The sequence below is a fragment of the Rossellomorea aquimaris genome (assembly GCF_020172085.1).
In the GTDB taxonomy this organism is placed as follows: Bacteria; Bacillota; Bacilli; order Bacillales; family Bacillaceae_B; genus Rossellomorea; species Rossellomorea aquimaris_E.
On sequence record NZ_JAIVAT010000013.1, the window covers coordinates 26,896 to 50,059 of the forward strand.

At 42.2% G+C, this 23,164-nt stretch carries 22 protein-coding genes; 1 reads left to right on the plus strand and 21 read right to left on the minus strand.

Going from position 1 to position 23,164, the window contains the following annotated elements; all coding sequences use genetic code 11:
- Window positions 1-40 precede the first annotated feature (40 nt).
- The 19 genes from spoVT to metG all read right to left on the minus strand — a co-directional run bounded on the left by spoVT (window position 41) and on the right by metG (window position 20,671).
- The gene (spoVT, locus tag LCL96_RS22815; RefSeq protein ID WP_224945558.1) at window positions 41-577 is read right to left on the minus strand and encodes a stage V sporulation protein T; all 537 of its coding nucleotides are present in this window, start codon (window positions 575-577) and stop codon (window positions 41-43) included.
- 477 nt (window positions 578-1,054) lie between these two features.
- Window positions 1,055-4,588, minus strand: a complete 3,534-nt coding sequence (gene mfd / locus LCL96_RS22820) for a transcription-repair coupling factor (RefSeq protein ID WP_224945562.1) — start codon at window positions 4,586-4,588, stop codon at window positions 1,055-1,057.
- A 76-nt stretch (window positions 4,589-4,664) separates the two neighbouring features.
- On the minus strand, window positions 4,665-4,895 hold the full coding sequence (locus LCL96_RS22825) for an anti-sigma-F factor Fin family protein (RefSeq protein ID WP_224945563.1): 231 nt from the start codon (window positions 4,893-4,895) through the stop codon (window positions 4,665-4,667).
- Between the two features lie 104 nt (window positions 4,896-4,999).
- Window positions 5,000-5,557 (minus strand): aminoacyl-tRNA hydrolase, encoded by a 558-nt coding sequence (gene pth / locus LCL96_RS22830; protein WP_224945564.1) that lies wholly within the window; start codon window positions 5,555-5,557, stop codon window positions 5,000-5,002.
- 87 nt (window positions 5,558-5,644) lie between these two features.
- On the minus strand, window positions 5,645-6,298 hold the full coding sequence (locus tag LCL96_RS22835) for a 50S ribosomal protein L25/general stress protein Ctc (protein WP_224945566.1): 654 nt from the start codon (window positions 6,296-6,298) through the stop codon (window positions 5,645-5,647).
- 237 nt (window positions 6,299-6,535) lie between these two features.
- The gene (locus LCL96_RS22840) at window positions 6,536-7,495 is read right to left on the minus strand and encodes a ribose-phosphate diphosphokinase (protein WP_224945567.1); all 960 of its coding nucleotides are present in this window, start codon (window positions 7,493-7,495) and stop codon (window positions 6,536-6,538) included.
- A gap of 13 nt (window positions 7,496-7,508) precedes the next feature.
- Entirely contained in the window at window positions 7,509-8,882 is a 1,374-nt protein-coding gene (gene glmU, locus LCL96_RS22845) for a bifunctional UDP-N-acetylglucosamine diphosphorylase/glucosamine-1-phosphate N-acetyltransferase GlmU (RefSeq protein WP_224945569.1), read from the minus strand.
- A gap of 667 nt (window positions 8,883-9,549) precedes the next feature.
- Window positions 9,550-9,843: a septation regulator SpoVG gene (spoVG, locus tag LCL96_RS22850; RefSeq protein ID WP_032085215.1), complete on the minus strand. Its 294-nt coding sequence runs from the start codon at window positions 9,841-9,843 to the stop codon at window positions 9,550-9,552.
- Window positions 9,844-10,015: 172 nt separating this feature from the next.
- Window positions 10,016-10,390 carry a RidA family protein gene (locus tag LCL96_RS22855; RefSeq protein WP_224945571.1) on the minus strand — a complete coding sequence of 125 codons (375 nt, stop codon included), beginning with the start codon at window positions 10,388-10,390 and terminating at the stop codon, window positions 10,016-10,018.
- A 15-nt stretch (window positions 10,391-10,405) separates the two neighbouring features.
- Window positions 10,406-11,242 carry a pur operon repressor gene (gene purR, locus LCL96_RS22860; protein WP_224945573.1) on the minus strand — a complete coding sequence of 279 codons (837 nt, stop codon included), beginning with the start codon at window positions 11,240-11,242 and terminating at the stop codon, window positions 10,406-10,408.
- Window positions 11,243-11,313: 71 nt separating this feature from the next.
- The gene (gene ispE / locus LCL96_RS22865) at window positions 11,314-12,168 is read right to left on the minus strand and encodes a 4-(cytidine 5'-diphospho)-2-C-methyl-D-erythritol kinase (RefSeq protein ID WP_224945575.1); all 855 of its coding nucleotides are present in this window, start codon (window positions 12,166-12,168) and stop codon (window positions 11,314-11,316) included.
- A 230-nt stretch (window positions 12,169-12,398) separates the two neighbouring features.
- On the minus strand, window positions 12,399-12,581 hold the full coding sequence (locus tag LCL96_RS22870; protein WP_224945576.1) for a small, acid-soluble spore protein, alpha/beta type: 183 nt from the start codon (window positions 12,579-12,581) through the stop codon (window positions 12,399-12,401).
- A 120-nt stretch (window positions 12,582-12,701) separates the two neighbouring features.
- Window positions 12,702-12,971, minus strand: a complete 270-nt coding sequence (veg, locus tag LCL96_RS22875; protein WP_032085220.1) for a biofilm formation stimulator Veg — start codon at window positions 12,969-12,971, stop codon at window positions 12,702-12,704.
- A gap of 456 nt (window positions 12,972-13,427) precedes the next feature.
- Window positions 13,428-14,306: a sporulation peptidase YabG gene (gene yabG / locus LCL96_RS22880; protein ID WP_224945578.1), complete on the minus strand. Its 879-nt coding sequence runs from the start codon at window positions 14,304-14,306 to the stop codon at window positions 13,428-13,430.
- Between the two features lie 240 nt (window positions 14,307-14,546).
- On the minus strand, window positions 14,547-15,425 hold the full coding sequence (gene rsmA / locus LCL96_RS22885) for a 16S rRNA (adenine(1518)-N(6)/adenine(1519)-N(6))-dimethyltransferase RsmA (RefSeq protein WP_224945580.1): 879 nt from the start codon (window positions 15,423-15,425) through the stop codon (window positions 14,547-14,549).
- Window positions 15,418-15,978 carry a ribonuclease M5 gene (gene rnmV / locus LCL96_RS22890; protein ID WP_224945582.1) on the minus strand — a complete coding sequence of 187 codons (561 nt, stop codon included), beginning with the start codon at window positions 15,976-15,978 and terminating at the stop codon, window positions 15,418-15,420. The genes rsmA and rnmV overlap by 8 nt, the downstream gene beginning before the upstream one ends.
- 118 nt (window positions 15,979-16,096) lie before the next feature.
- Window positions 16,097-17,320: a G5 and 3D domain-containing protein gene (locus LCL96_RS22895; protein WP_224945584.1), complete on the minus strand. Its 1,224-nt coding sequence runs from the start codon at window positions 17,318-17,320 to the stop codon at window positions 16,097-16,099.
- A 250-nt stretch (window positions 17,321-17,570) separates the two neighbouring features.
- Window positions 17,571-18,338 (minus strand): TatD family hydrolase, encoded by a 768-nt coding sequence (locus LCL96_RS22900; protein WP_224945585.1) that lies wholly within the window; start codon window positions 18,336-18,338, stop codon window positions 17,571-17,573.
- 314 nt (window positions 18,339-18,652) lie between these two features.
- Window positions 18,653-20,671: a methionine--tRNA ligase gene (metG, locus tag LCL96_RS22905; protein ID WP_224945600.1), complete on the minus strand. Its 2,019-nt coding sequence runs from the start codon at window positions 20,669-20,671 to the stop codon at window positions 18,653-18,655.
- Window positions 20,672-21,104: 433 nt separating this feature from the next.
- Between metG and LCL96_RS22910 the strand changes: the two genes are divergently transcribed.
- Window positions 21,105-21,386: an AbrB/MazE/SpoVT family DNA-binding domain-containing protein gene (locus LCL96_RS22910; protein WP_034762946.1), complete on the plus strand. Its 282-nt coding sequence runs from the start codon at window positions 21,105-21,107 to the stop codon at window positions 21,384-21,386.
- 73 nt (window positions 21,387-21,459) lie between these two features.
- On the opposite strand, the gene rsmI is transcribed toward LCL96_RS22910, so the two are convergent.
- Together rsmI and LCL96_RS22920 are read right to left on the minus strand one after the other, a co-directional pair.
- On the minus strand, window positions 21,460-22,332 hold the full coding sequence (gene rsmI, locus LCL96_RS22915) for a 16S rRNA (cytidine(1402)-2'-O)-methyltransferase (RefSeq protein WP_224945587.1): 873 nt from the start codon (window positions 22,330-22,332) through the stop codon (window positions 21,460-21,462).
- A 20-nt stretch (window positions 22,333-22,352) separates the two neighbouring features.
- Window positions 22,353-23,114 carry a tRNA1(Val) (adenine(37)-N6)-methyltransferase gene (locus LCL96_RS22920; protein WP_224945588.1) on the minus strand — a complete coding sequence of 254 codons (762 nt, stop codon included), beginning with the start codon at window positions 23,112-23,114 and terminating at the stop codon, window positions 22,353-22,355.
- Between the last annotated feature and the right edge of the window lie 50 nt (window positions 23,115-23,164).

Here is a 23,164-nt window from a genome sequence, read left to right on the forward strand (position 1 = left end):
GGCAAAAAAAAGAAGAGCGGCGTAATGCCACTCCTTTACGTTATGACTCCATTTGTCTTGCTAAAAAGCCAGCTGCCGTTTCTACTGCCTTTTGTTCCACTTCGCCTACTGTGCGATCCTTTGAGAAAATCGCAACGGCACCAATCGGATCTCCATTTGCAACGATCGGAGCGATCGTATAGGAAGCAAGATCCTCACCGTGTCCTTCGACAAGCTCAGCTTGTCCCTGTTGAGTGTGTAATAGAGACGCGCGGTCATCCATTACTTTCTCAATCAACTCACTGATGTTCTTGTTTAAATACTCTTTCTTTGAAGCGCCTGAGATGGCAATGACAGCATCCCGATCACAAATTAAAACGGCACTTCCCAAACTGTCGTATAATGCTTCGCCGTACTCCTTAGCAAAGTCACCAAGTTCACTGATTGGGGAATATTTCTTTAAGATGACTTCTCCGTCACGATCAACGAAGATTTCCAGGGGATCTCCCTCGCGAATCCTTAATGTCCTGCGAATTTCTTTTGGAATGACGACACGACCTAAATCATCAATACGACGAACAATACCAGTTGCTTTCATCTATAGTTGCCTCACTTTCATCAGATGATTTTATTTGGCAATGCACCCATCTGTAGATGAATACTTTACCATTGTTGAGTTTAGTATCTTACAACTTAGAAGTTCTATACACATTCAGTTATTTTTTCTGTAATTTCACTAAAATTCTAATGCAGGTATCTTTTTCCAATGTTGGCAGCTGCATAAATACTAATACCCTTATCATAGTAAAGTAAAACAATCTACGCGTTTACATTTTGGTTACATTATTATAACGAAGGGAAGAAATGCCACATTGATGATAAGCGAGTGCTGGTTGATTTCCGCTGCAGGTGCTCGCTTCCGCGGGGCTTGCGGTGAGCCTCCTCGGGCTAAAGCCCTGTGAGGCCTCAACTTTCCCCCGTTTCCCTCAGGATTCAAGCATCTTCCGCTCCAATCAACTGTCAAGGCACGTAGCTATTCTAATTCTATCTTGGGTCCTAAACATTTTATGATTGATTATTTGGCGTTTTCTTCTATTTTAACCGCTTCATCCAGATGCTTGATGATGTCATAGGCCATATTGAACCATTTAGACGCTTCAAGGCGTGCTGTGTTTATCGATATTTTAAGTTTAGAGCCTTCCATTCCGAGTCCGACGGCACGGCCATGCTTGTTGCAAAGATTAAAGACTTTGGATCCGTCGATCTGTGCCGTTCCTTCCGGTGACATAAAGATATTCACCATTTTCTTATCCTGTTTAATGGATTCAAGATTGGTATTCCTTGCGTAGATCTTCATTTCAGAGATCACGAACAGATACCCAACCTCTTCCGGGTATTCGCCGAATCGATCCAGGATTTCCTCTTCCAGCTCTTCAATTTCTGGAAGGGAAGAGAGGGAACGGAATCGCTTATACATCTCGATCTTTTGATGACCATCTTTAATATAGTCATCCGGAATATAGGCATCAATCTCAATATCCACTTCAAAGCTTGATTCAGGCTGCTTCTGCAGGTCGCCTTTTCTTTCCTCGATGGCTTCTTTCAGCATTTGGGAGTACAAATCGAATCCGACAGAATCGATAAAACCGTGCTGCTGTGCACCGAGAAGATTTCCCGCTCCACGGATCGTTAAATCACGCATGGCGATCTTGAACCCTGAACCGAGCTCCGTGAATTCTTTGATTGCCTGCAATCGTTTTTCCGCAACTTCAGTGAGGACCTTATCTTTACGATAAGTGAAATAGGCATAGGCAACCCTGTTGGACCTCCCAACACGCCCTCTTAATTGATAAAGCTGTGACAATCCCATGCGATCGGCATCAAAGACGATTAACGTGTTGACGTTCGGAATGTCGACACCCGTTTCAATAATCGTCGTGGTGACCAATACATCGTATTCTCCTGCAAGGAAGCTCAAGATGACCGCTTCAAGCTCGTTTTCGCTCATTTGTCCGTGTGCATAGGCAATACGAGCATCCGGGACAAGCATCGAAATCTCATCGGCCTTTCGTTCAATATCCTCAACACGATTATAGAGGAAGTAAACCTGGCCATTCCGTGCCATCTCCCTTTCAATCGCTTCTTTGATCAGGGCACCGTTGTACTCCATTACATAGGTCTGAACCGGGAACCGGTTCTCCGGCGGTGTTTCAATCACCGATAGATCCCTTACCCCGAGCATCGACATGTGGAGGGTTCGTGGGATCGGCGTAGCCGTCAGGGTGAGTACATCAATATTGGTTTTCAGCTGTTTGATCTTCTCTTTATGCGTGACACCAAACCTCTGTTCTTCATCAATGATCAATAGACCCAAGTCCCGGTATTGAATATCTTTAGACAGGAGACGATGAGTCCCTACCACAATATCCACCGTTCCATTCTGAAGTCCTTTCGTCGTCTCCTGTTGTTGTTTTCTCGTCCGGAAACGGCTTAATAGCCCAATCTCCACCGGAAAGTCCTGAAAACGCTCTTTGATGGTTTCGTAATGCTGCTGAGCAAGGATGGTGGTAGGAACAAGGATGGCTACCTGTTTTCCATCAGCAATCGCCTTAAATGCGGCACGGATCGCCACTTCGGTCTTTCCATATCCTACATCTCCGCATAATAACCGATCCATCGGGCGTTCTCTTTCCATATCGTGTTTGATCTCACTGACAGAACGGAGCTGATCATCTGTCTCTTCGTAAGGGAAAGCCAGCTCAAAGTCCCTTTGCATATCCCCATCGGGAGAAAAGGCATACCCTCTTGCCGCTTCCCGCTCAGCATACAGCTTGATCAGGTCATCCGCTATGTCCTGAACAGAAGATTGTACCTTCGACTTGACCTTCTTCCATTCACTTCCGCCTAGTTTGTAGAGCTTCGGATCCTTGTTCTCCGATGCCACATATTTTTGGACAAGTTCGATTTGATCGACGGGGACATAGAGCTTGTCGTTCCCCTGGTATTTCACATGAAGATAGTCTTTATGGACTCCATTGATCTCCAACGTTTCAATCCCTAGGAATTTACCGATACCGTGATTCACGTGAACCACATGGTCCCCAACCTTCAGCTCGGAATAACTTTTGATTCTTTCTGCGTTCGAAAGCTTCTGCCTTCTCGGTTTCTTTTGGGTCTTTTTATTGAATAATTCCTCTTCTGTAATAACAGCCAGCTTCTGAAGCGGCAGCTCAAACCCACTTGTCAGGCTACCATTGATCATTTGGACTTTGCCCGGTAGCAGCTTATCTCCATCTTCTACAAAGGCGATCTCAATCTTATAGTCATCCAACACTCTTTGCAACTTCTTGACTCGCTCTTCATCAGGACCTAATAACACCACGGTATACTTTCCTTTTTTCCAGCGGTCCAGTTCTGCCTTTAATACGTTCATCTGTCCATGGAAGTTCTGCATGGGCTTTGTCGAAACATTAAAGATGTTCTGTGGGCTCGTATTGGGAATATGACGCAAAAACAATGAGAAATACACCTTCGGCAGCTTCGTCCTGTTAACCAGCTCGGAAAAAGTATGAGATACGGGTACATCATGAATGATCTGTCCTTCTTGCAGCAAGGAAGTATACCATTCCGCTTCCTCTTTCTCCAGGGAATCACTCATTTCCTGGACGCGACTGAACTCATCAAAGAACAAGACACCATCATCGGGTAAATAATCTAGCAAACTACTAGGATCCTCATATGCCAGTGATAAGTACTTGAAGATCTGCTCAGGGACCTGCCCGTTCTCAAGCTGACCCACTTCATGCCCTATGTACTCTGTCATCTTCTCCTTGACGGCTGCCGATTTCACCTTCTTTAAGCTTTTGGACAATCCGGCATTGATTTCATGGATGAGCCTTTCCATATTCTCATATTTCAATAAGACCTCCGTAGCAGGTCCTATCTCCATTTCATTCAGTTTATCGATTGAACGCTGATCTTCAGCTGAAAATACACGGATTGAATCAATTTCGGTATCAAATAATTCAATTCGGACAGGGTTTTGAGACGTTAAAGGAAAGATATCGACAATTCCCCCACGAAGGCTGAACTCGCCTGGTGTGCTGACCATTCCTGTACGTTGATACCCCATCTGCACCAATTGATTCAATACTTCGTCCAAGTCGATATCTTCACCCATCTTAAAGCGGATCTGGTTTGTTGCCCACATAGATGGTGGAGGAAGGATTTTACGCAATCCAGCGACCGGAACAATGTAGACACCCTGCTGGTGTTTTGAAAGTTTATTCAATACCTCGATACGTTGTGCCCTCAGTTCAGGACTTGCCACGCTTAACTCAGCAGCAATCAACTCGTTAGCAGAATATAAATATACTTCATCCTCGGATAAAAACTGAATGAGATCGTCATAGACTTTCTGAGCTTGAAACAAATTATGTGTGACCACAATAGTGGATTTATTCGTTTGTAAGTACACATCCGCTATATACGCCGTTCTGGATGATCCCGATAATCCTGCAACTAGTTGTTCAGATAATCTCTCCCCGACTCCAGCGATGACGGACTGAATTTCTTCACTTTGGTGAACCTGTTTTAAAATACCTTTCAAGTGTACGCTCCTCCCCTTGGATCCCTATATAGATAAGTGAAAACAGAAAAATGCTTTGGTTCGTAACCAAAGCGTCTTACTGAATGATATGATCTAATTCGTGGTAGCCTGGATTCCTCTCCAGACTCTCCTGACAATCTTCACAGATCGTTCTTACTTGAATGTCCCCGTTTTCCTGATACTGAACCATATGTAACCGCTCTTCATCCGTCAGCATGTGAATGCCGAGCTGCATGGAATGCACGGATACGTTTGAAAGGGTCCCTACATTTGTGCCACAATGTCGACACGTATAATGGATCGCCATATCTTTCCCTCCATACACATTTATATTGTTAGTATGAACCTGATAGAAGGGAGTTATTCAACCTTGGCGGCGAATGGACCTTGGAAATTCAGTATATGATCGGGTCAGTTGAATTTATTCATCACTTCAAGGAATGGCTTATCCAGCCACGTCTCACACGCTTCCACGCTTGATGAAATGGCTTTATCCAATTCCGGCTGCTCTTCCTTCGTAAATTTCCCCAGGACGTAATCGGGTACACTCATTCCATTGGTTGGACGGTCGATTCCCACTCTCAGCCGATTAAAATGCTGGGAACCTAAATGAGCAATGGTCGATTTAATGCCGTTATGCCCACCGGCACTTCCTTTTTGCCTTAATCGTAATTTCCCTACCGGCAAGTCCAGGTCATCATAAATGACAAGTAAATCCTCATCATCCATTTCAAAATAATCCATTAAGGGCACAATGCTTTCCCCGGATAAATTCATATACGTTAGTGGCTTCAAAAGAATGACTTTCTCACCTTTGTAATGATATGTTCCATATACACCCTTAAACTTTGACTGATTCAACGAAACACCCAGTCGATCAGCTAAAGCATCTATAATCACAAATCCAATATTATGTCTCGTTTTCTCATATTGTGATCCCGGATTTCCGAGTCCAACGATTAACTTCATGTCTAACACCTCTTCTGACCTTATACTCCTAGAATAACGTAAAAAGCGCAACCTGCAAAAGGTTACGCCAAAAAAATGAGTGATTTTTTATTCTTCCTGTGCTTCACTTTCATCACTGGCTTCTGATTCTCTTCCTTCTTCGTTATCAGGAGTACCAGCTTCCTGCTCTTCCCCACTGTCGATTTCTTCTTCCTGTCTTGGAGCAAGGATTGAAGCAATCGTACGGTCATCCTCTTCATTCAGGATGACACTATACTTGTCACGGATATCGCTGATCGTCACCGTCTCTCCCACTTGGAGCTCGGACACATCCACTTCGATGGATTCAGGAATATCATTCGGTTTGGCTGTTACAGATACCTCATGCAACGGCTGCTGCATGACGCCACCGTCTTTGACTCCTGCCGCTTCCCCTACAAGCTCGATACGAACATCCGCATCGATTTCCTGTGACATATTCACAGCAAGGAAATCAACATGTGTAACGGCATCCTTTAAATGATCCTGCTGGTAATCACTTAAAATGACGTTTTGCTTCTTGCCATCTACATTTAAGGAAATAATTCCGTTTCTTCCTACTTCGCGTATCGTTTTAATGAATGTAATCGAATCTACCATGATGGGAGTATTATCTGCCTTGTAGCCGTAGACAACTCCAGGGATATTCCCCTCATGTCTAAGCTTCGTTAATGAAGACCGTTTAAAATCTTCCCTTTTATTTGCTTTCAGTTCTGTTGCCATGTCTAATCCAACACCTTCCCTAATCTTTTATGTTAGTTAAAGTTCTATATATAGTAATTACCCCAATCCCATTTGAAATAAACATAGAAAACCCAATTATTAGCGGATGGCGGGGTGGGAAAGTGTTACAGATGGCGGCCGGCTGGATGCGTTCACCGCCCCTTACACAAAAAGAAGAGCCTGTCCCATGTGAAGGAGAGGCTCTTCTTTCTATGCACAAACTACATATATTAATTCTTAATCAAAAAGCGTGCTGACAGACTGCTGCTCGTAGATACGGATGATTGCTTCACTGATCAAAGGAGCCACTGACAGAGACTTTACTTTACCGATCATTTTCTCTTCCCCTAGAGGGATGGAGTTTGTTACAACCAACTCTTTAATATTTGAGTTTTCAATGCGCTCGATGGCAGGACCAGATAGTACCGGGTGCGTACAGCAAGCAAATACTTCTTTCGCCCCGTTTTCGACTAACGCATTGGCTGCAAGTGTGATGGTTCCTGCAGTATCAATGATATCATCGATCAAGATTGCGATTTTCCCATCGATATTACCAACGATGTTCATAACCTCTGCCACATTTGGTTTCGGACGACGTTTATCAATGATCGCGATAGGAGCCTTCAGGCGTTCTGCAAGCTTACGTGCTCTTGTCACCCCTCCATGGTCTGGAGATACGATAACAAGATCTTCCGTATTGAATCCTCTTTCCTCGAAATAATCCGCTAGGATCGGCACACCCATAAGGTGATCGATCAGGATATCGAAGAATCCCTGGATTTGTGGAGCATGCAGGTCCAACGTGATGACACGTGTAGCACCGGCTGTTTCAAGCAGGTTCGCCACAAGTTTAGCCGTGATCGGTTCACGTGCTCTTGCTTTACGGTCTTGACGTGCATAACCGTAGTAAGGCATCACGATATTGATCGTCTTAGCTGAAGCACGCTTAAGCGCATCCACCATGATGAGAAGTTCCATCAGGTTTTCATTTACAGGCGCACAAGTAGACTGAATGACAAACACGTCACAGCCACGGATACTTTCTTCGATGTTAATCTGAATTTCACCGTCACTAAAACGTTTAACAGACGACTTCCCTAATTCCACCCCTACTTCATCAGCAATTTCCTTTGCAAGATGGTAGTTTGAATTCAAGGAAAAGATTTTCAACTTGGAATTAATATAAGAGTTTGGCATTGTGGACCTCCAATTATTTCTTATGATTTAAATTTTGAACATAATTTTCTTTATTTACTTGGCGAGCCCTTGCAATAGAAAGAGACTCACCGGGAACATCCTCGGTAATCGTAGATCCTGCAGCGATATATGCCCCTTTGCCTACGTTAACAGGTGCAACCAGATTGGAATTACAGCCGACGAATACACCGTCTCCGATCTTCGTCAAATGCTTGTTCTTTCCATCGTAGTTCACAGTGATCGACCCACACCCGATATTCACATCGCGTCCAACCTCCGCATCACCAATATAGCTTAAATGGGAAGCCTTACTCGCTTTACCGAATGTCGCTTTCTTGATTTCAACAAAGTTGCCGATCTTCACTTCATCTTCAATCGTAGAAGCCGGGCGGATATGAGCAAACGGTCCAATTTGAACATCGGAACCAATCGAGCTGTCATGAGCGACAGACTGCTTCACTACCGTACGGTCTCCGATTTGACAATCCTTCACTTCTGAATTCGGGCCGATCATGGCGTCTTCTCCGATTGACGTGCTACCTTTAAGAACAGTGCCAGGCAGGATCACTGTATCTCTTCCGATCGTCACTTCCGCATCGATATACGTGTTGTTCGGATCTTTAATCGTTACGCCGTTACGCATATGGTATTCATTAATGCGCTTTTTCATTGTAATCTCCGCTTGAGATAATGCCACCCGATCGTTGACACCAAGCGTCTCATCAAAGTCACTTGTCTGATACGCACTAACGATTTCACCTTCAGATTGAAGGATTTCAACCACATCAGGTAAGTAATATTCACCTTGTACATTGTCATTCGAAACCTTCTTCAGGGCATCGAATAACGCTTTATTATCAAAACAATAGGTTCCAGTATTGATTTCCTTGACGCTTCGTTCTTCTTCACTTGCGTCCTTATGTTCCACAATGCGCTCCACTAATCCCTCTTGGTTACGGATGATTCGTCCGTATCCATCCGGGGATTCCGTATGACCTGTCAAAATGGTCGCCTTGGCACCCTGTTCCTCATGGTGCTTCACCAATGCTTCCATCGTTTCCCCTTTAATGAGCGGCGTATCACCACATACCACTAAAGTCGTACCTTCAAGGTCACCCAGAACATCTTCAGACTGCATCACAGCATGGGCTGTCCCTAATTGCTCAGCCTGTAGAGCAAAATCACTCTTGCCTTCTAAATGCGACTTCACAAGCTCGGCGCCATGACCGATGATCGTGACAGTCTTTTCTATATGTAGTGTTGAAATTTGGTCGACCACATGTTCCACCATCGGCTTGCCACAAACAGGATGAAGAACTTTATAAAGTTTTGACTTCATTCTCGTACCTTGACCAGCAGCTAATATAACGGCATATCGATTTGTCATTTTTGGTCCTCCAATAACCTTTTTATCCATAACGAATATATCCTAAAAACTTTATCATTTCAAGGATTCAAATAAAAGTACATATATTTGTCATTAGAAAAGCGGAGGCGGCTTGGTCAGAGGCGACAAGCATAAGATGAATGGGCCATGAAGGCGCTCTTTGCCTTCTTGGTCCATTTAGCTTATGACCTCGAGCCTCTAGCCGCCGGAGCTGGACACATCGAAAAGCGGAAGGGGCTTGGTCAGACAAAAAGCGCGTGTTCACAATTCGGCACGAGTTTGGCCGAAAGTGGCACTAGTTCTACCTAAACTGGCACAAGTATTCCCAGAAACCCCATCTACAACATGAAAGATCGCCCAAAACACTCTTACATCCTTCGTAAAATGTATTTTTAACGGTATAACTGATCGAAATAAGCAGGTTTGTCTTCATATTTCCCTTCGAATTAAAATCATGTCATTTCTTATTCCGCACTTTCTATCCCAACTCTGCCATCATTCAAACCTCTGTCGAATTTTCTTTACCCAAAAACACAAAAAATCCATATTTAAAGGTTTCAACTCTATAATAACTCGGGTATACAAAAAAACGTAAGAACCACTATGGCTCTAAAAGACAAAAAAAAGAGCCTTACACAAAGTAGGCTCTTGATGCTATAGATCTTAATTAAGAAGCCCCAGCTTCTTCTAACTCAACTTCTTCCAGCTCTCCTAAACGATGATACTCAGCTAAAACGGCATCTTGAATCTTGCCGCGAGTACCCGAATTAATTGGATGAGCAATATCACGGAATTCCCCATCAGGAGTACGCTTACTTGGCATTGCTACAAATAAGCCATTGTTCCCATCAATAACGCGAATGTCATGAACAACAAATTCATTATCCAGCGTAATAGATGCGATAGCTCTCATGCGACCGTCGGTGTTTACTCGGCGTAATCTTACGTCTGTTACTTCCATTCTGTTCACCACCTTTTTCCCTAGATGAAATCTACTCTATGTATTCAACGAATTATTTAGATATTCCTTCTTAAACTGTAAAATTTTTTGAAAAATTTTATTTTTCTCACCTTTTCCTCTATATCATTTGAACTATACTTCCTTTTTGGTATAAAAAAAACACCCGTGAACATTACTTCACGAGTGCGATGACTTCTATTTCAACCTTTGCATCTTTAGGTAAGCGGGCTACTTCTACACAAGACCTAGCAGGTTTGTGACTGCTGAAATATTCACCATATACTTCATTGATCGTCCCGAAATCATTCATGTCTTTGATGAAGACAGTTGCTTTAACGACTGTTTCGAGTGAAGCCCCAGCTTCCGATAATACGGCTTGCAGGTTACGAAACACTTGATGTGTCTGTTCCGCTACATCTCCTTCGATCATTGTTCCCTCTGCCGTTAATGGAATCTGCCCTGAACTGTAGAACAGGTTATTTACGACAATGCCTTGTGAATATGGACCGATTGCTGCTGGTGCTTCCTTAGTAGAAACTACACGCATGCTAGACGCCTCCTCTTATGGTAAAAATGTCAGATTGGATTGGAAATAATTCCCTTTCGCTAATGAGATCTGCTTATCCTTTTCATTGACTTCAGATAATTTTAATAGTGATACATAATCATCCACCAGTCGACCGTCCAAGCTATTGGATTCGACCAATACCCCGATGCCGGACAACGTAGCAGAGAACTCCTCCAGCAGGTTCTTCATCCCGTTGATGGTTCCCCCTGCCTTCATGAAATCATCGACTACCAATACTTTCGATCCTTCCTTCAAGCTTCTTTTCGAAAGAACCATGGACTGGATCCTTTTTGATGATCCCGATACATAATTAATGCTTACAGTCGATCCTTCGGTTACACGGCTGTCCCGTCTGACAATGACCACCGGAACATTCAAATAGGATGCAATCGCATTGGCGATCGGAATTCCTTTTGTCGCTACTGTCATGATAACATCAATATCTTTCTCTGCAAAAGCGGATGCCAGCAATTTACCGACGCTCTTCATAAGCTGAGGGTTCCCTAGGAGATCCGTCATATAAAGGTATCCACCTGGCAAAAGGCGATCGGAGCTTTCCAGATGTACACAAAGCTCATCGATCATAGCTTTCGCTTCCTGCTTGTTTACTTTTGGAACATACTTTACTCCACCTGCAGCCCCCGGAACTGTCTGAACCGTCCCAACACCACGCCCTTCAAATGTTTCTTTCACAATTGTTAAATCTTCACTGATGGAAGACTTGGCAGAACCGTACCGTTCAGAGAAAAAAGTCAAAGGAACAAGCTGATGGGGCCGTTCTAATAAATAGTGGGTCATATCAATCAATCGTTCGCTGCGCTTAAACTTCACCAAACAAACCTCCTAAATCCGAATATTGTAATGTAAATATATCATTAATATACGGATTTCGGCAAGAGGTCTTAATCTCCAAGCATACGCACTGCGAAAACCTGATCACAAAACCCTCTTAAACCATTGTAAATGCGATGGAGTCTTGATTCATATTGCACTAATCCATATACTGTCGGGCCGCTCCCGCTCATCAGAACAGCATCGGCACCAAAACGCTCCATTTGATCTTTAATCTGGGAGACTTCAGGATGCATATCCAATGTAACCGATTCGAGTACATTGCCCAGATTGGTGCAAATATCATGATAATTTCCATGTTCCAAGGCAGAAACCATTGCCCCTGTATTCGGATGTGAAATGTTTTTAAGATCTAAATTTTTATAAACATCCGCTGTTGAAACTCCTATTGTTGGTTTCGCTAAGATAACCCAACAGTTTGGCGGAGCCGGAAGATGTTTGATCTTCTCTCCCCTGCCTGACGCTAATGCAGTCCCTCCGTACACACAGAACGATACATCGGAGCCAATTTCCGCACCAAGCTCTGCAAGCTCGTCCATGCTAAGGCCTAAATCCCACAAGCGATTCAGTCCTTTAAGGGTCGCTGCAGCATCACTGCTTCCCCCGGCTAACCCTGCAGCAACAGGGATCACTTTATCGATGGAAATGGCTACACCCTTCTTAATATTCATTCTCTCTTTAAGCAGCTGTGCAGCCTGATAGGCAAGATTCCTCCCATCGTCCGGTACAAATCGATTGTGCGAAAGAATTTTGATCGTATCGTCTGAAAGATTCGTAAGTTCAATTCTATCCGCTAAATCAATTGTCGTCATAACCATTTCAACTTCATGGTAACCATCTGAACGTTTATGTAAAACATCAAGTGAAAGGTTAATTTTTGCCGGCGCCTTTACTAATAACCTCATATCATCACCTTCTTACCAATACTCTTTGTTATATTGTATCATACACTTATTATAGAGAGTGTTAACTTCTAAACATACTCATACAAGTATGTTATTTTATCACGTAAAGTACTGATAGGAAAGAAGGTCTGATCCCTTACTAAAGAAAGGCCGCCAAAAAGCATTACACTTTTAAGGCGACCCTTTTGTATGGTACTGAAAAAAGATGTAATCCAAATGTGTAAAAAGAGTTAATGTGGTTGACTTCCTGAAAGTTGGCGGCTTGCCCGTTCAACTGCACGCTTCACCATATTCCCAGCGTCCCGGGACGTGATACCGCCCCAACCATCCTTCTGAACAACATCATAGAATCCTAATTCCTGAGCGATTTCTGCTTTTAATTGATCAGACATGATTCCTCTTCTTCTACTCATTGTCTACCTCCTTCAGATATGCACCACATGCTTAGTATGCGTACTGAAGGGCAAAAAATGACGAAAGTTATTATGTAAAACATGTATGTTTAAACAAATAAAAAAGCAGCAAACAATTGTCTACTGCTGGCTAAAGATGATATTTCCTGTTGCTTCATCATAAAATGTTAATTGAACTGTCTCAGTGAGAACATCTGCATAGCTGTAAGAAACTCGTTCGAACGCATTCTCTTCTTGATCCAGTTGAACCACGAATACAGAAGGATACGTTTCGGCTAGAACACCTGAACGCTCAATTGTTTTTCGACGTCCACCGTTTGCTTTAAGCATTAAACGTTTCCCCAGATTAGAATCAAGGGATCTTTTAATGTCGGCTAATGTTTTTGGCATTTCGCTTCCACCTCACTGTAATTAAATATATCACATTATGTAATTTTAGTCAAATAAATTTATAATTTTAACAAGAATCATGAACACCTGTCAATATATTTTATTCAACAAAAAATACGTTTTTTCTACACCACTAACATTCCCCAAACAATGAGAAAATATGTAAAAATAAAAGCGGGGGCGGATTGGTCAGAGGCGACAAACATAAGGCGAACCTGCCGGAAAGGCGCTTTTTGTCTTTTTGGCAGGTTTGACTTATGACCTCGAGCCTCTAGCCGCCGGAGCTGGATATCAATAAAAGCGGAGGCGGATTGGTTAGTCCCGACAAGCATATGACGGGTAACCCGGCTCAGCCTAAAAATCAACACCTAACCAGTGTATGACATGCATAATTAAAATAGACCTTACAATTAGCGCATAAATTGCAAGGTCATTACAGGTTTTGTCGAACCTTCCTTATTCACTTTCCGTGGTTTTGTACGGCATACCCGTACGGAGGACACCCTTCGTCTCGATACCACCCAATCCTTTGTCCCCTGTCAATGTATTCCGGATGACATCCCACACATTTACGGAATCCTTAAATCCGGTAAAACAAATCTTCGCCACGATATACACCGGATCCAGGGCATGGATATTCACTCTCGAAGGAGAACTTGCAAAGTTGGCCCCTGCATGGATCAGGGATTCAAAGTGGGATTGACATGCGCCTGCGAATATCACAAGCTGATCCAAATGGGGGGATTTGCTACGGGCTTCCCTTACTGCTTGAACAAAATATTTTGAGTGTCGATAGGCATTGATGTCTCCCTTGGAACCTTTCGACTTTGAGTAGGCATCATGACCTGTCAATACGATAATATTCGGCCTATATTTATCAATAAGGGGTCCTATTTGTTGAGGCATCTCTGTTTCACTGCAGTGAACACCTTTTACCGGGACACCAATTTTTTCATAAAGATCTAGACACTTTCTTAAATAGCTGGGATCTCCATCAAGATGAAGCACTTTCCCCGGGACTTGGAAATAGTTATAATCGTCTCGATAAGCATTCGTCACCCTGTACTCCTGCTTATACTTGAGAAGCTCTATGTCCTGCCGGAACAGGTCAAGGGATTGTTCCTCCTTCGAACGAAACTCCTGTGTAATCCGATCCTGTTCTCTAGGGTCCATCTTCTTCAAATCATGAAAAGGAGCATCCGCTATCAATCGAAAATCTTCACCATACAGCACTGCCGTTTTAAGACCATCTATCATGCGGATATCTATTACCCTGAATAAAATATCACATTGATATGAAAGGCGACCTACGACATCATTGATTTCGATATTCACATCAGTCACTCCCATAGGCTAAGCATTGAGAAATCAAAAAAGGAAATCAACAAGCCGAGGAGGATCAGCATTCGCCCTACCCTTCTCCACCTTTTCCTTATCATCCATTGAGTAAATATTCCCTGTGATAACCTATGCATTGCTGGAATATTCGGTGTCAATAAAATGGGGTCGATGTTCAGTATTCGCGAACATAAAAAATGGCTAAACGATGTTTCACGTTTAGCCATTTACTGATTGTTACTTAAAATGCGGGTACAATGCATCGCTTAACCGGCCGAATTCTTGTATCGTCAGAGTTTCTCCACGGCGGGAAGGTTCTACCCCCGCAGTAGATAAAGCGTCCAGAATATAGTCTTTCTTCTCTTTTCCTTGAGGGAGCTGACTGGTTAAGTTATTCAGAATCGTTTTTCTTCTTTGGGCGAAAGAAGACCGTGTAACGGTAAAGAAGAAGTCTTCACTGATAACCTCAACTGGAGGCTTTTCACGCTTCGTTAATCGGATGACGGCAGAATCCACATTCGGCTGCGGCATAAAGACCGTTTTCGGGACAGTCATGACCATTTCAGCCTCTGTATAATACTGAATCGCGATGGAAAGGGAACCATATGCTTTTGTTCCGGGTTTAGCAGAAATACGGTCTCCTACTTCCTTCTGAAGCATGACACATATTCCCCTAATCGGGAGACGCTCCATCAATAATTTCAGAATGATGGGTGTTGTGACATAATACGGGAGGTTGGCTACCACCATAATATCGTCGAACCCTTCGAATTCTTTGTTTATGATTGATGCAACATCTGCCTCAAGGACATCTTCATTTATGATTTTCACGTTGTCATAAGGAGATAGCGTGTCATCCAGAATCGGTATCAGACGCTGATCGATTTCAAATGCCACAACTTTACCGGAAGTGCGGGCAAGATGTTCAGTCAGTGCTCCTATACCAGGTCCGATTTCAATGGCGGCCGTTTTCTCGGATAAGCCTGCATATTCTGTTATGTTCCGTAGGATATTGGGGTCAATCAAAAAGTTTTGACCAAGACTTTTTTTAAACGAAAAGCCATGCTTAGCAAGGATCTCTTTCGTCCGTATCGGGGTTGCGATATCTTTATGCATGTTCTTCCTCCTGAATGATTTCCATTAACGCTTTTTTAAATTCTTCCTTTTGGATATTAAACATCCGTAATCGTTTGTGCAGCTGTTTTCCATTAGTGTATCCGATTCTCAACTTCTCTCCAAGTGCTATTCTCCGGTCCTTGGACTGGGGGCTCCCTATCAAACCTGCATGAATTAAATCATCTTGAGTAATGACTTCCTCCTGCTCGGCATCCAGCACATGCGCTTCCTTCAAGGATTCACGGATGACCTCAGGGGTTGCATGCTCCACCCCGATTCCCCTGCCCGATTTTGGCAGCGCATCCTTTTTATGTACAAAGGCATGCTTACACCCAGGTACCGCTTCAGCCACAATCTTTCGGATCCGTTCTCCGGGGTAATCGGGATCCGTAAATATGATAACGCCCCTTTTTTCCTGAGCGTGTTTGATTTTCTCTATAGTAGCAGGCGAAACGGCAGAACCATTCGTCTCGATCGTGTCTGCATTGACAGCCCGCTGTATGGCCACTGTATCATCTTTACCTTCTACTACGATGATTTCTTTTATTTTCATAATTCCTCCAAAAAAATTGAAACATTTCTGCTTTTTGTTTCGTCTAATAAATGAAGACCTAAAGTTATTATAACGGTTTTAACCAAATAATAAAAAAAAGCAGGAAAACTCCCTGCTCTTAGTTCAGTATTTTCACTTTGATGGTTTTTCTTCCCCAACGATAAGCGTCAGATTTTGACGAGAAGAACACATCGATTTTATTCCCTTTGATGGCTCCGCCTGTATCTGCTGCAACAGCATACCCATAACCTTCAACATATACTTTTGAACCTAAAGGAATGACGGAAGGATCCACTGCAATGACTTTTACATTTGGATTTGCTTTTAAATTGATGCCTGTAGCCGTATGGCCAGAGCATCCGTTACATGAAGCTGTATATGCGGTTGAACTGACATAGAATTCCCTTCCACCACTTGGAGCGGCTGAAGCTGAGCTAGAGGAAGAACTTCCGCGTGAAACCTGGGCCACCAAAACCTTTGTCCCGACATTGATGATTTTGTCCTGGCTTTCTTCCACCACTTTTTCACTAATCAACTTCCTGGAAACTTCTTTGCCGTTCTCTTTCACAATTTCGTATTTCTTTTCAATCTTTCCGTTTTTACCCTCTTGAACGACTTTCTCTTTCCCTTTTGAAAGGTCAGAATCCTTCTTGGAAATAACGGTGAAATTTTTTGTCTCTTCCACTACATCGGTGACTTTTTCAACTCGAACGACATTTACGACATCATTTGCTTTAACAACTTTGTCTAAACTTGGTTCAACACGGTCTGAATCTTTTAGTGTAATTCCTTGTTGCTTTAAAAAGTCAGCGACCGTAGTCGAAGTAGACCATACCTTTTGCCCTTTTCCACCGTTTACAAGCTTAAGTGAAAATGCGGTATTAATCTTTACATTCATGTTCCCTGTTACTTTTTCTGATAAGCTGGGTTGGACCTTATCATGTTCTCCTACTTTAATTTCATTTTCAGAGAGTAACTCTTTTACTGTATCAGCAGTGGTCCAGATCTTTTTCTCTTGACCGCCTACTGTAATTCCTACCTGTTTTGCCGGTTCCCAAATAATATTCATGTTATTTGAAACCTTCGTATTCCCCGAGGGGTACAAATAGTCTTCTGAGCGGGGTGAAATCTCTAATTCTTTTAATATATCTTGAATCGTGTTTGCATGCGTCCTAATCTCTTTTTGCTCGCCGTCTAAGGTCAATGCTACAGTGTTCTTCGATCCTTCGTAAAAAAGAATTCCAAATACAGCTGCAGATGTTACCAATGTTCCGATTGTAACAATCCATTTCCTTCGACTCAAAGACTTGGAAAACAGGCTTTTCATGGCTTTAAAGTTCATGAAAAACGCCTCCTTTTCTCGGAGTGATTATATAGAGTTATCCAGCGACTGTCAACCCTTACTTCTTCTAACTTAATCTAGCAAAATATTGCAACCCAGGGAACACAAAACATATTATGCAGAAAATGAAAGAAAAAGAAAAGAGAGAGTTATCGACACGTTTATCCTATGAAACAAGATTCCTATGTAGAACTATTTGTTTTCATTCACTATTTGGACAAGCTCTCTCAATTCTCGACAATAGTTGATGTCAATTTATGTTGAATAATTTTTTTGCATTTTCTGTTGTGATCTTTTCTACTTCTTCCAGCGACACTTCTTTCAGCTCGGCAATTTGTTCAGCCACAAGCTTGACGTAAGCCGGCTCATTCCTCTTTCCTCTATATGGGTGAGGAGCCAGGTAGGGACAATCGGTCTCAATCAAAAGTTTTTCCAAAGGGATTTCTTTTGCTACCTCTTTTGGTTTTTTTGCGTTCTTGAAGGTTACAGGACCACCAAGGGAAATATAGAAATTCATGTCCACACATTCTTGAGCGATTTCAGGGCTTCCACTGAAACAGTGCATGATTCCTCCGACTTCCCCCGCTCCTTCTTCCCTCAGAATATCCACTATATCCTGTGTGGCATCACGGTTGTGAATCACGATCGGGAGCTTTACTTTCTTAGCTAGTTGAATCTGTTTTCGGAATACTTCTTTTTGAATATCTTTCGGTGATTTATCCCAGTGATAGTCAAGACCCATCTCTCCTATTGCCACCACTTTTTTGTGATGTGACAGTTCTTCTATCCAAGTTAAATCTTCATCCTTCATATCAATTGCATCCACTGGGTGCCAACCGATGCTGGCATATAAAAAATCATATTGCTCAATGAGCTCCATGGCCCGATTAATGGTAGGACGGTCAAAACCGACGACCACCATCTTTTCAACTCCAGCTTCTCTTGCTCTTGAAATTACCTCCTCGAGATCTTCGTCAAATTGTTCAGCATTCAAATGAACATGTGTATCAAATAGCATGTAAGACACTCCTTGTAATAAAGATAAGTTTAATATAAAAAAGCATGACAAGCATCACATTCATGTAACATTCATATTACATATTATGGTTTCTATGGATATTTTTTATTTAACCTGTTTCGTCTGCAGTTTGCTTTCATTCTAACCATTTCAGATGCAGAACCAAAACAATCTGTTTCTTTCTTATTAAATAATTATTCCAACATAATAACATCGAACCAAGAACTTACTATTATAAAGAAATTAATTATTTTAATATACTAAAGGGATGTTCCACGTGGAACATCCCTTTAACTTAAAAACATGTGAATGACTTATTTTACTTTTGTTCCGTTTGGTAAAGATTGATCAATCGATGCAAGAGACAGCGTTCCGTTCTCTTCTCCGGCAAGGATCATTCCTTGAGAAAGCTCTCCGCGAAGCTTTACCGGTTTCAAGTTCGTAACACAAATCACTTTTTTCCCTACCAATTCATCCGGCTGATAGAACTTAGCAATCCCTGATACTACTTGACGTTTTTCAAATCCAAGATCCAGTTGCAGCTTAAGAAGTTTATCAGCTTTTTTAACCGGTTCCGCTGAAATGACTTCGGCTACACGAAGCTCAACTTTCATGAAATCGTCAATTCCGATTTCTTCTGATTCTTCCTTTGCAGGAGCTTCTTTCTTCTCTTCTACAACAGGAGCAGAACCCTGCATTTTCTCTTTTATGAAATTCACTTCTTCTTGCAGTTCAAGACGAGGGAAGATTGGTTCCCCTTTCTTGACTACTTCGGTTCCTGCCGGTATGGCTCCAAAGCTCTCCAGACTCTCCCAAGTGTGCATTTTTTCGTCATGAAGATTCAGTTGCTCAAAAATCTTCTTAGGTGTTCTGGTCAAGAATGGTTGCAATAGTACGGCGACTCTGCGCAATGATTCAGCTAAGTGACTCATGACACTGCCAAGTTCTTCTTTCTTGCTTTCATCTTTCGCTAATGCCCAAGGCTGTGTTTCATCGATGTATTTATTCGTGCGGCTGATTAACTGCCAAAGACTCGACAGTGCCACTGAAAACTCCATATTTTCCATGGCAGATTCGTACTTCTTGACGGTTTCGGTATTCATATCCAGAAGGGCTTGGTCAAACTCCCCTTTGGAATCCACATAAGTCGGAATGACTCCATCAAAGTATTTATTAATCATGGCCACTGTTCGATTTAACAGATTCCCAAGATCATTTGCCAGGTCAAAGTTGATTCTCTCTACAAATCCTTCCGGTGTGAAGACCCCGTCCGATCCAAATGGTACTTCTCTTAACAGATAGTAACGAAGAGAATCAAGACCATAGCGATCGATAAGAGTAACGGGATCAACGACGTTCCCTTTAGACTTGGACATTTTTCCATCCTTCATCAGAAGCCAGCCGTGAGCGAATACCTTCTTAGGAAGTGGAAGATCTAAAGCCATCAGCATGATCGGCCAGTAAATCGTATGGAAACGGACAATCTCTTTCCCTACAAGATGTACATCGGCGGGCCAATATTTCAAGTAATTGGCATCATTTTCGCTGCCATATCCCAATGCAGTAATATAGTTAGAAAGAGCATCGATCCACACATAAATGACGTGCTTTGGATCTCCTGGCACTTTCACTCCCCAATCAAAGGTCGTACGTGAAACAGCCAAGTCTTCCAAACCAGGTTTAATGAAGTTGTTCACCATCTCATTCTTACGGGACTCAGGTTGAATGAACTCTGGGTTCTCTTCATAATAAGCCAGTAGTCGATCGACGTATTTACTCATCTTGAAGAAATACGATTCTTCCTTTACTTTTTCAACCGGGCGGCCACAATCCGGACAGTTCCCGTTTTCCAACTGTCTTTCAGTAAAGAAAGATTCACACGGTGTACAATACCACCCTTCATACTGATCAAGATAAATATCCCCTTGCTCAACAAGCTGATTGAAGATTTTTTCCACAATATCCTTATGACGCTTTTCCGTCGTCCGGATGAAGTCATCATAAGATATATCTAGTTTCCCCCAAAGGTCTTTGATTCCACTGACAATACCGTCTACGTATTCTTGAGGAGTGATTCCCTCTTCCTGAGCCTTTCTTTGAATCTTCTGTCCATGCTCGTCCGTACCTGTCAGATACATGACATCGAATCCACGCATTCTCTTATAACGGGCCATGGCATCACCTGCAACCGTGGTGTATGCATGTCCAATATGTAAATTTCCACTTGGATAATAAATCGGTGTTGTAATATAGAAGGTGTTTAATTTTTCTTCCACTTTCTGTTCCTCCTCTTTTTTAAATATACCCCCATAAAGCCAAAAAACCCTCCGAATGGTTTATAGCGGTATGTTTGTAATATACATCCAATTAAAAGACACTTACCTATCATCTTAACCTCTTATCTCATCAAAATATACCTAAAATAAAGGGTTTCTGCAACTAAACATTGCTAACAATCGATTATGTCGAATTACCCGTTGAACATTGTCGATTATTGTCGAATTAGAAATGATTATAAAGAAAATTCGACAAAATTTATTACTATTACATTCATTACAATAATATTCAATTGGTAATACAATTATTTACAACAAAGCGTAAAGCTTATTATATCAGTATTTGAACATCCATTTTTTATTAATAATTGTCAGATTTAATTATTGACGAGATACCTAATCGTTGGTATGATAGAAACAGTAAAAGAAATTTGTCGAATATTGACGAAATAGATAGAGATAAATCATTTTATTTGGAGGAGATTCTCAAATGAAGTCTACAGGTATTGTAAGAAAAGTTGATGAATTAGGCCGTGTCGTTATTCCTATCGAATTACGCCGTACACTAGGTATTGCAGAGAAAGATGCTTTGGAAATTTACGTGGATGACGAAAGAATCATCTTAAAGAAATACAAGCCAAGCATGACTTGCCAAATCACTGGTGAAGTTTCTGATGACAACATCAAGCTTGCTAACGGTAAATTAGTTCTTAGCCGTGAAGGTGCAGATCAATTACTGAAAGAAATCCAGGAATCATTACAATCAAAATAATTTGTTGTTACTATATCAAAAGCCTGAGTCACTCGACTCAGGCTTTTTTTTGATCATGTTGACTGATCTCTCTTTATTCGACGTGATAAGCTTGATACACTTCACGCTTTGGCAGGGATCGTTCTTTTGAAACTTGCTTGATGGCTTCTTTGGATGACAGGCTTTTTTCATTTACATAGTGGTCAACATGTTCCTGAAGAGAGAAGCTGCTCCACCACACCTCTTCATTTTCTTTATCCGTTGGTCCTGCTCCTTCGATCAATAAGCAGAATTCCCCGCGAACTTCCCCATCGTTTGCCCATTCCATGACTTCTTCAAGAGACCCGCGGATGAATTCCTCAAACTTTTTCGTGAGCTCGCGACAAATGACGATTTGCCTGTTCCCGAGAGCGGCATAGAGTTCTTTTAATGTTTCTTTTAATCTATGGGGTGATTCATATAGGATAAATGTCTCTTCCAAAGATTTGAGTGTTTCAAGTTCAGCTCGCTTATCCTTTTTTCCTCTGTGTAAAAAACCATAGAAATAAAATGGCTGCGGGGATAAGCCTGAAGCGATGAGAGCCGTAAGCGCTGCATTTGCACCAGGCAATGGAATCACCGCAATTTCATGATGAATGGCTTCTTTCACCAGTTCAAACCCAGGATCTGAGATGGATGGCATTCCTGCATCACTCACAAGGGCTACAAGCTCGCCTTTCTTCATCCGTTCAATCAGCTTCTGCCCGCTCGTTTCTTTATTATGCTCATGATAGCTAATGATCGGCGTATCAATTTCAAAGTAATTGCACAGTTTCTTCGTATTTCTTGTGTCTTCGGCTGCGATGACAGACGCTTCCTTCATCATGCGGATGGCACGGAACGTCATATCCTCTAAGTTCCCGATTGGTGTTGGAACGAGGTACAAGCTACCTTTATCACCATCCTGAAAACTTTTTTGCTGGTTCATTGTATCACTCACCTCCTGAATCACGTTTGTTGGTTTGTATCAGTATGTCCAAATAGCATATCATGTACTTCTTGGGAATACTGATTTTGATCATCATACACATATAATGGAGGAAGGATTTTTAGGTCTGGTTTCCCATCTTTTATTCCTTCAATTAATATCGTGTTGGCTTCTCTTCCCGGCTTCGGATAGACGAAGCGCAACCGTTTCGGCTCAAGACGATGTTTCCTCATCAAGGATAAGATGTCCATCAATCGACCAGGCCGGTGCACAAAGGATGCTTTTCCTCCCTGCTTCAATAAGTAGCTTGAAGCTTTGATGGTATCTTCGAGGCTACATAAGATTTCATGGCGGGCAATCGCATAGTGCTCATTCACATTTCGTTTATCTCCCGGTGGCGTATTGAAATAGGGAGGATTACAAGTGACCACATCGTAGTGGGAATGATGAAGAAGTTGATCAATCTCCTTAACATCCCCCAATTTCATCGTTATCTGATCTTGGCGAGCATTATACTCGACGCTTCTTTGGGCCATATCAAACAACCGCTCTTGGATTTCCACACCTGTAATGTGGACATTCGTTCTTGCACTAAGTAATAAAGGAATGATTCCGTTACCTGAACACAAGTCCACCACTTTTCCTTTATGAATAGGCAAGTAGCTGAAGTGGGCCAAAAGAACCGCATCTGTTGAAAATGAGAAAACAGATGGACTTTGGATGATCCTCATATTCTCAGCTAATAAATAATCTAAGCGTTCATCTTCTTTTAACTCGACCATCGGTTTCCTCCATATTTCTTCTATTATATGTGTTTTGCTTTTCGATTTGT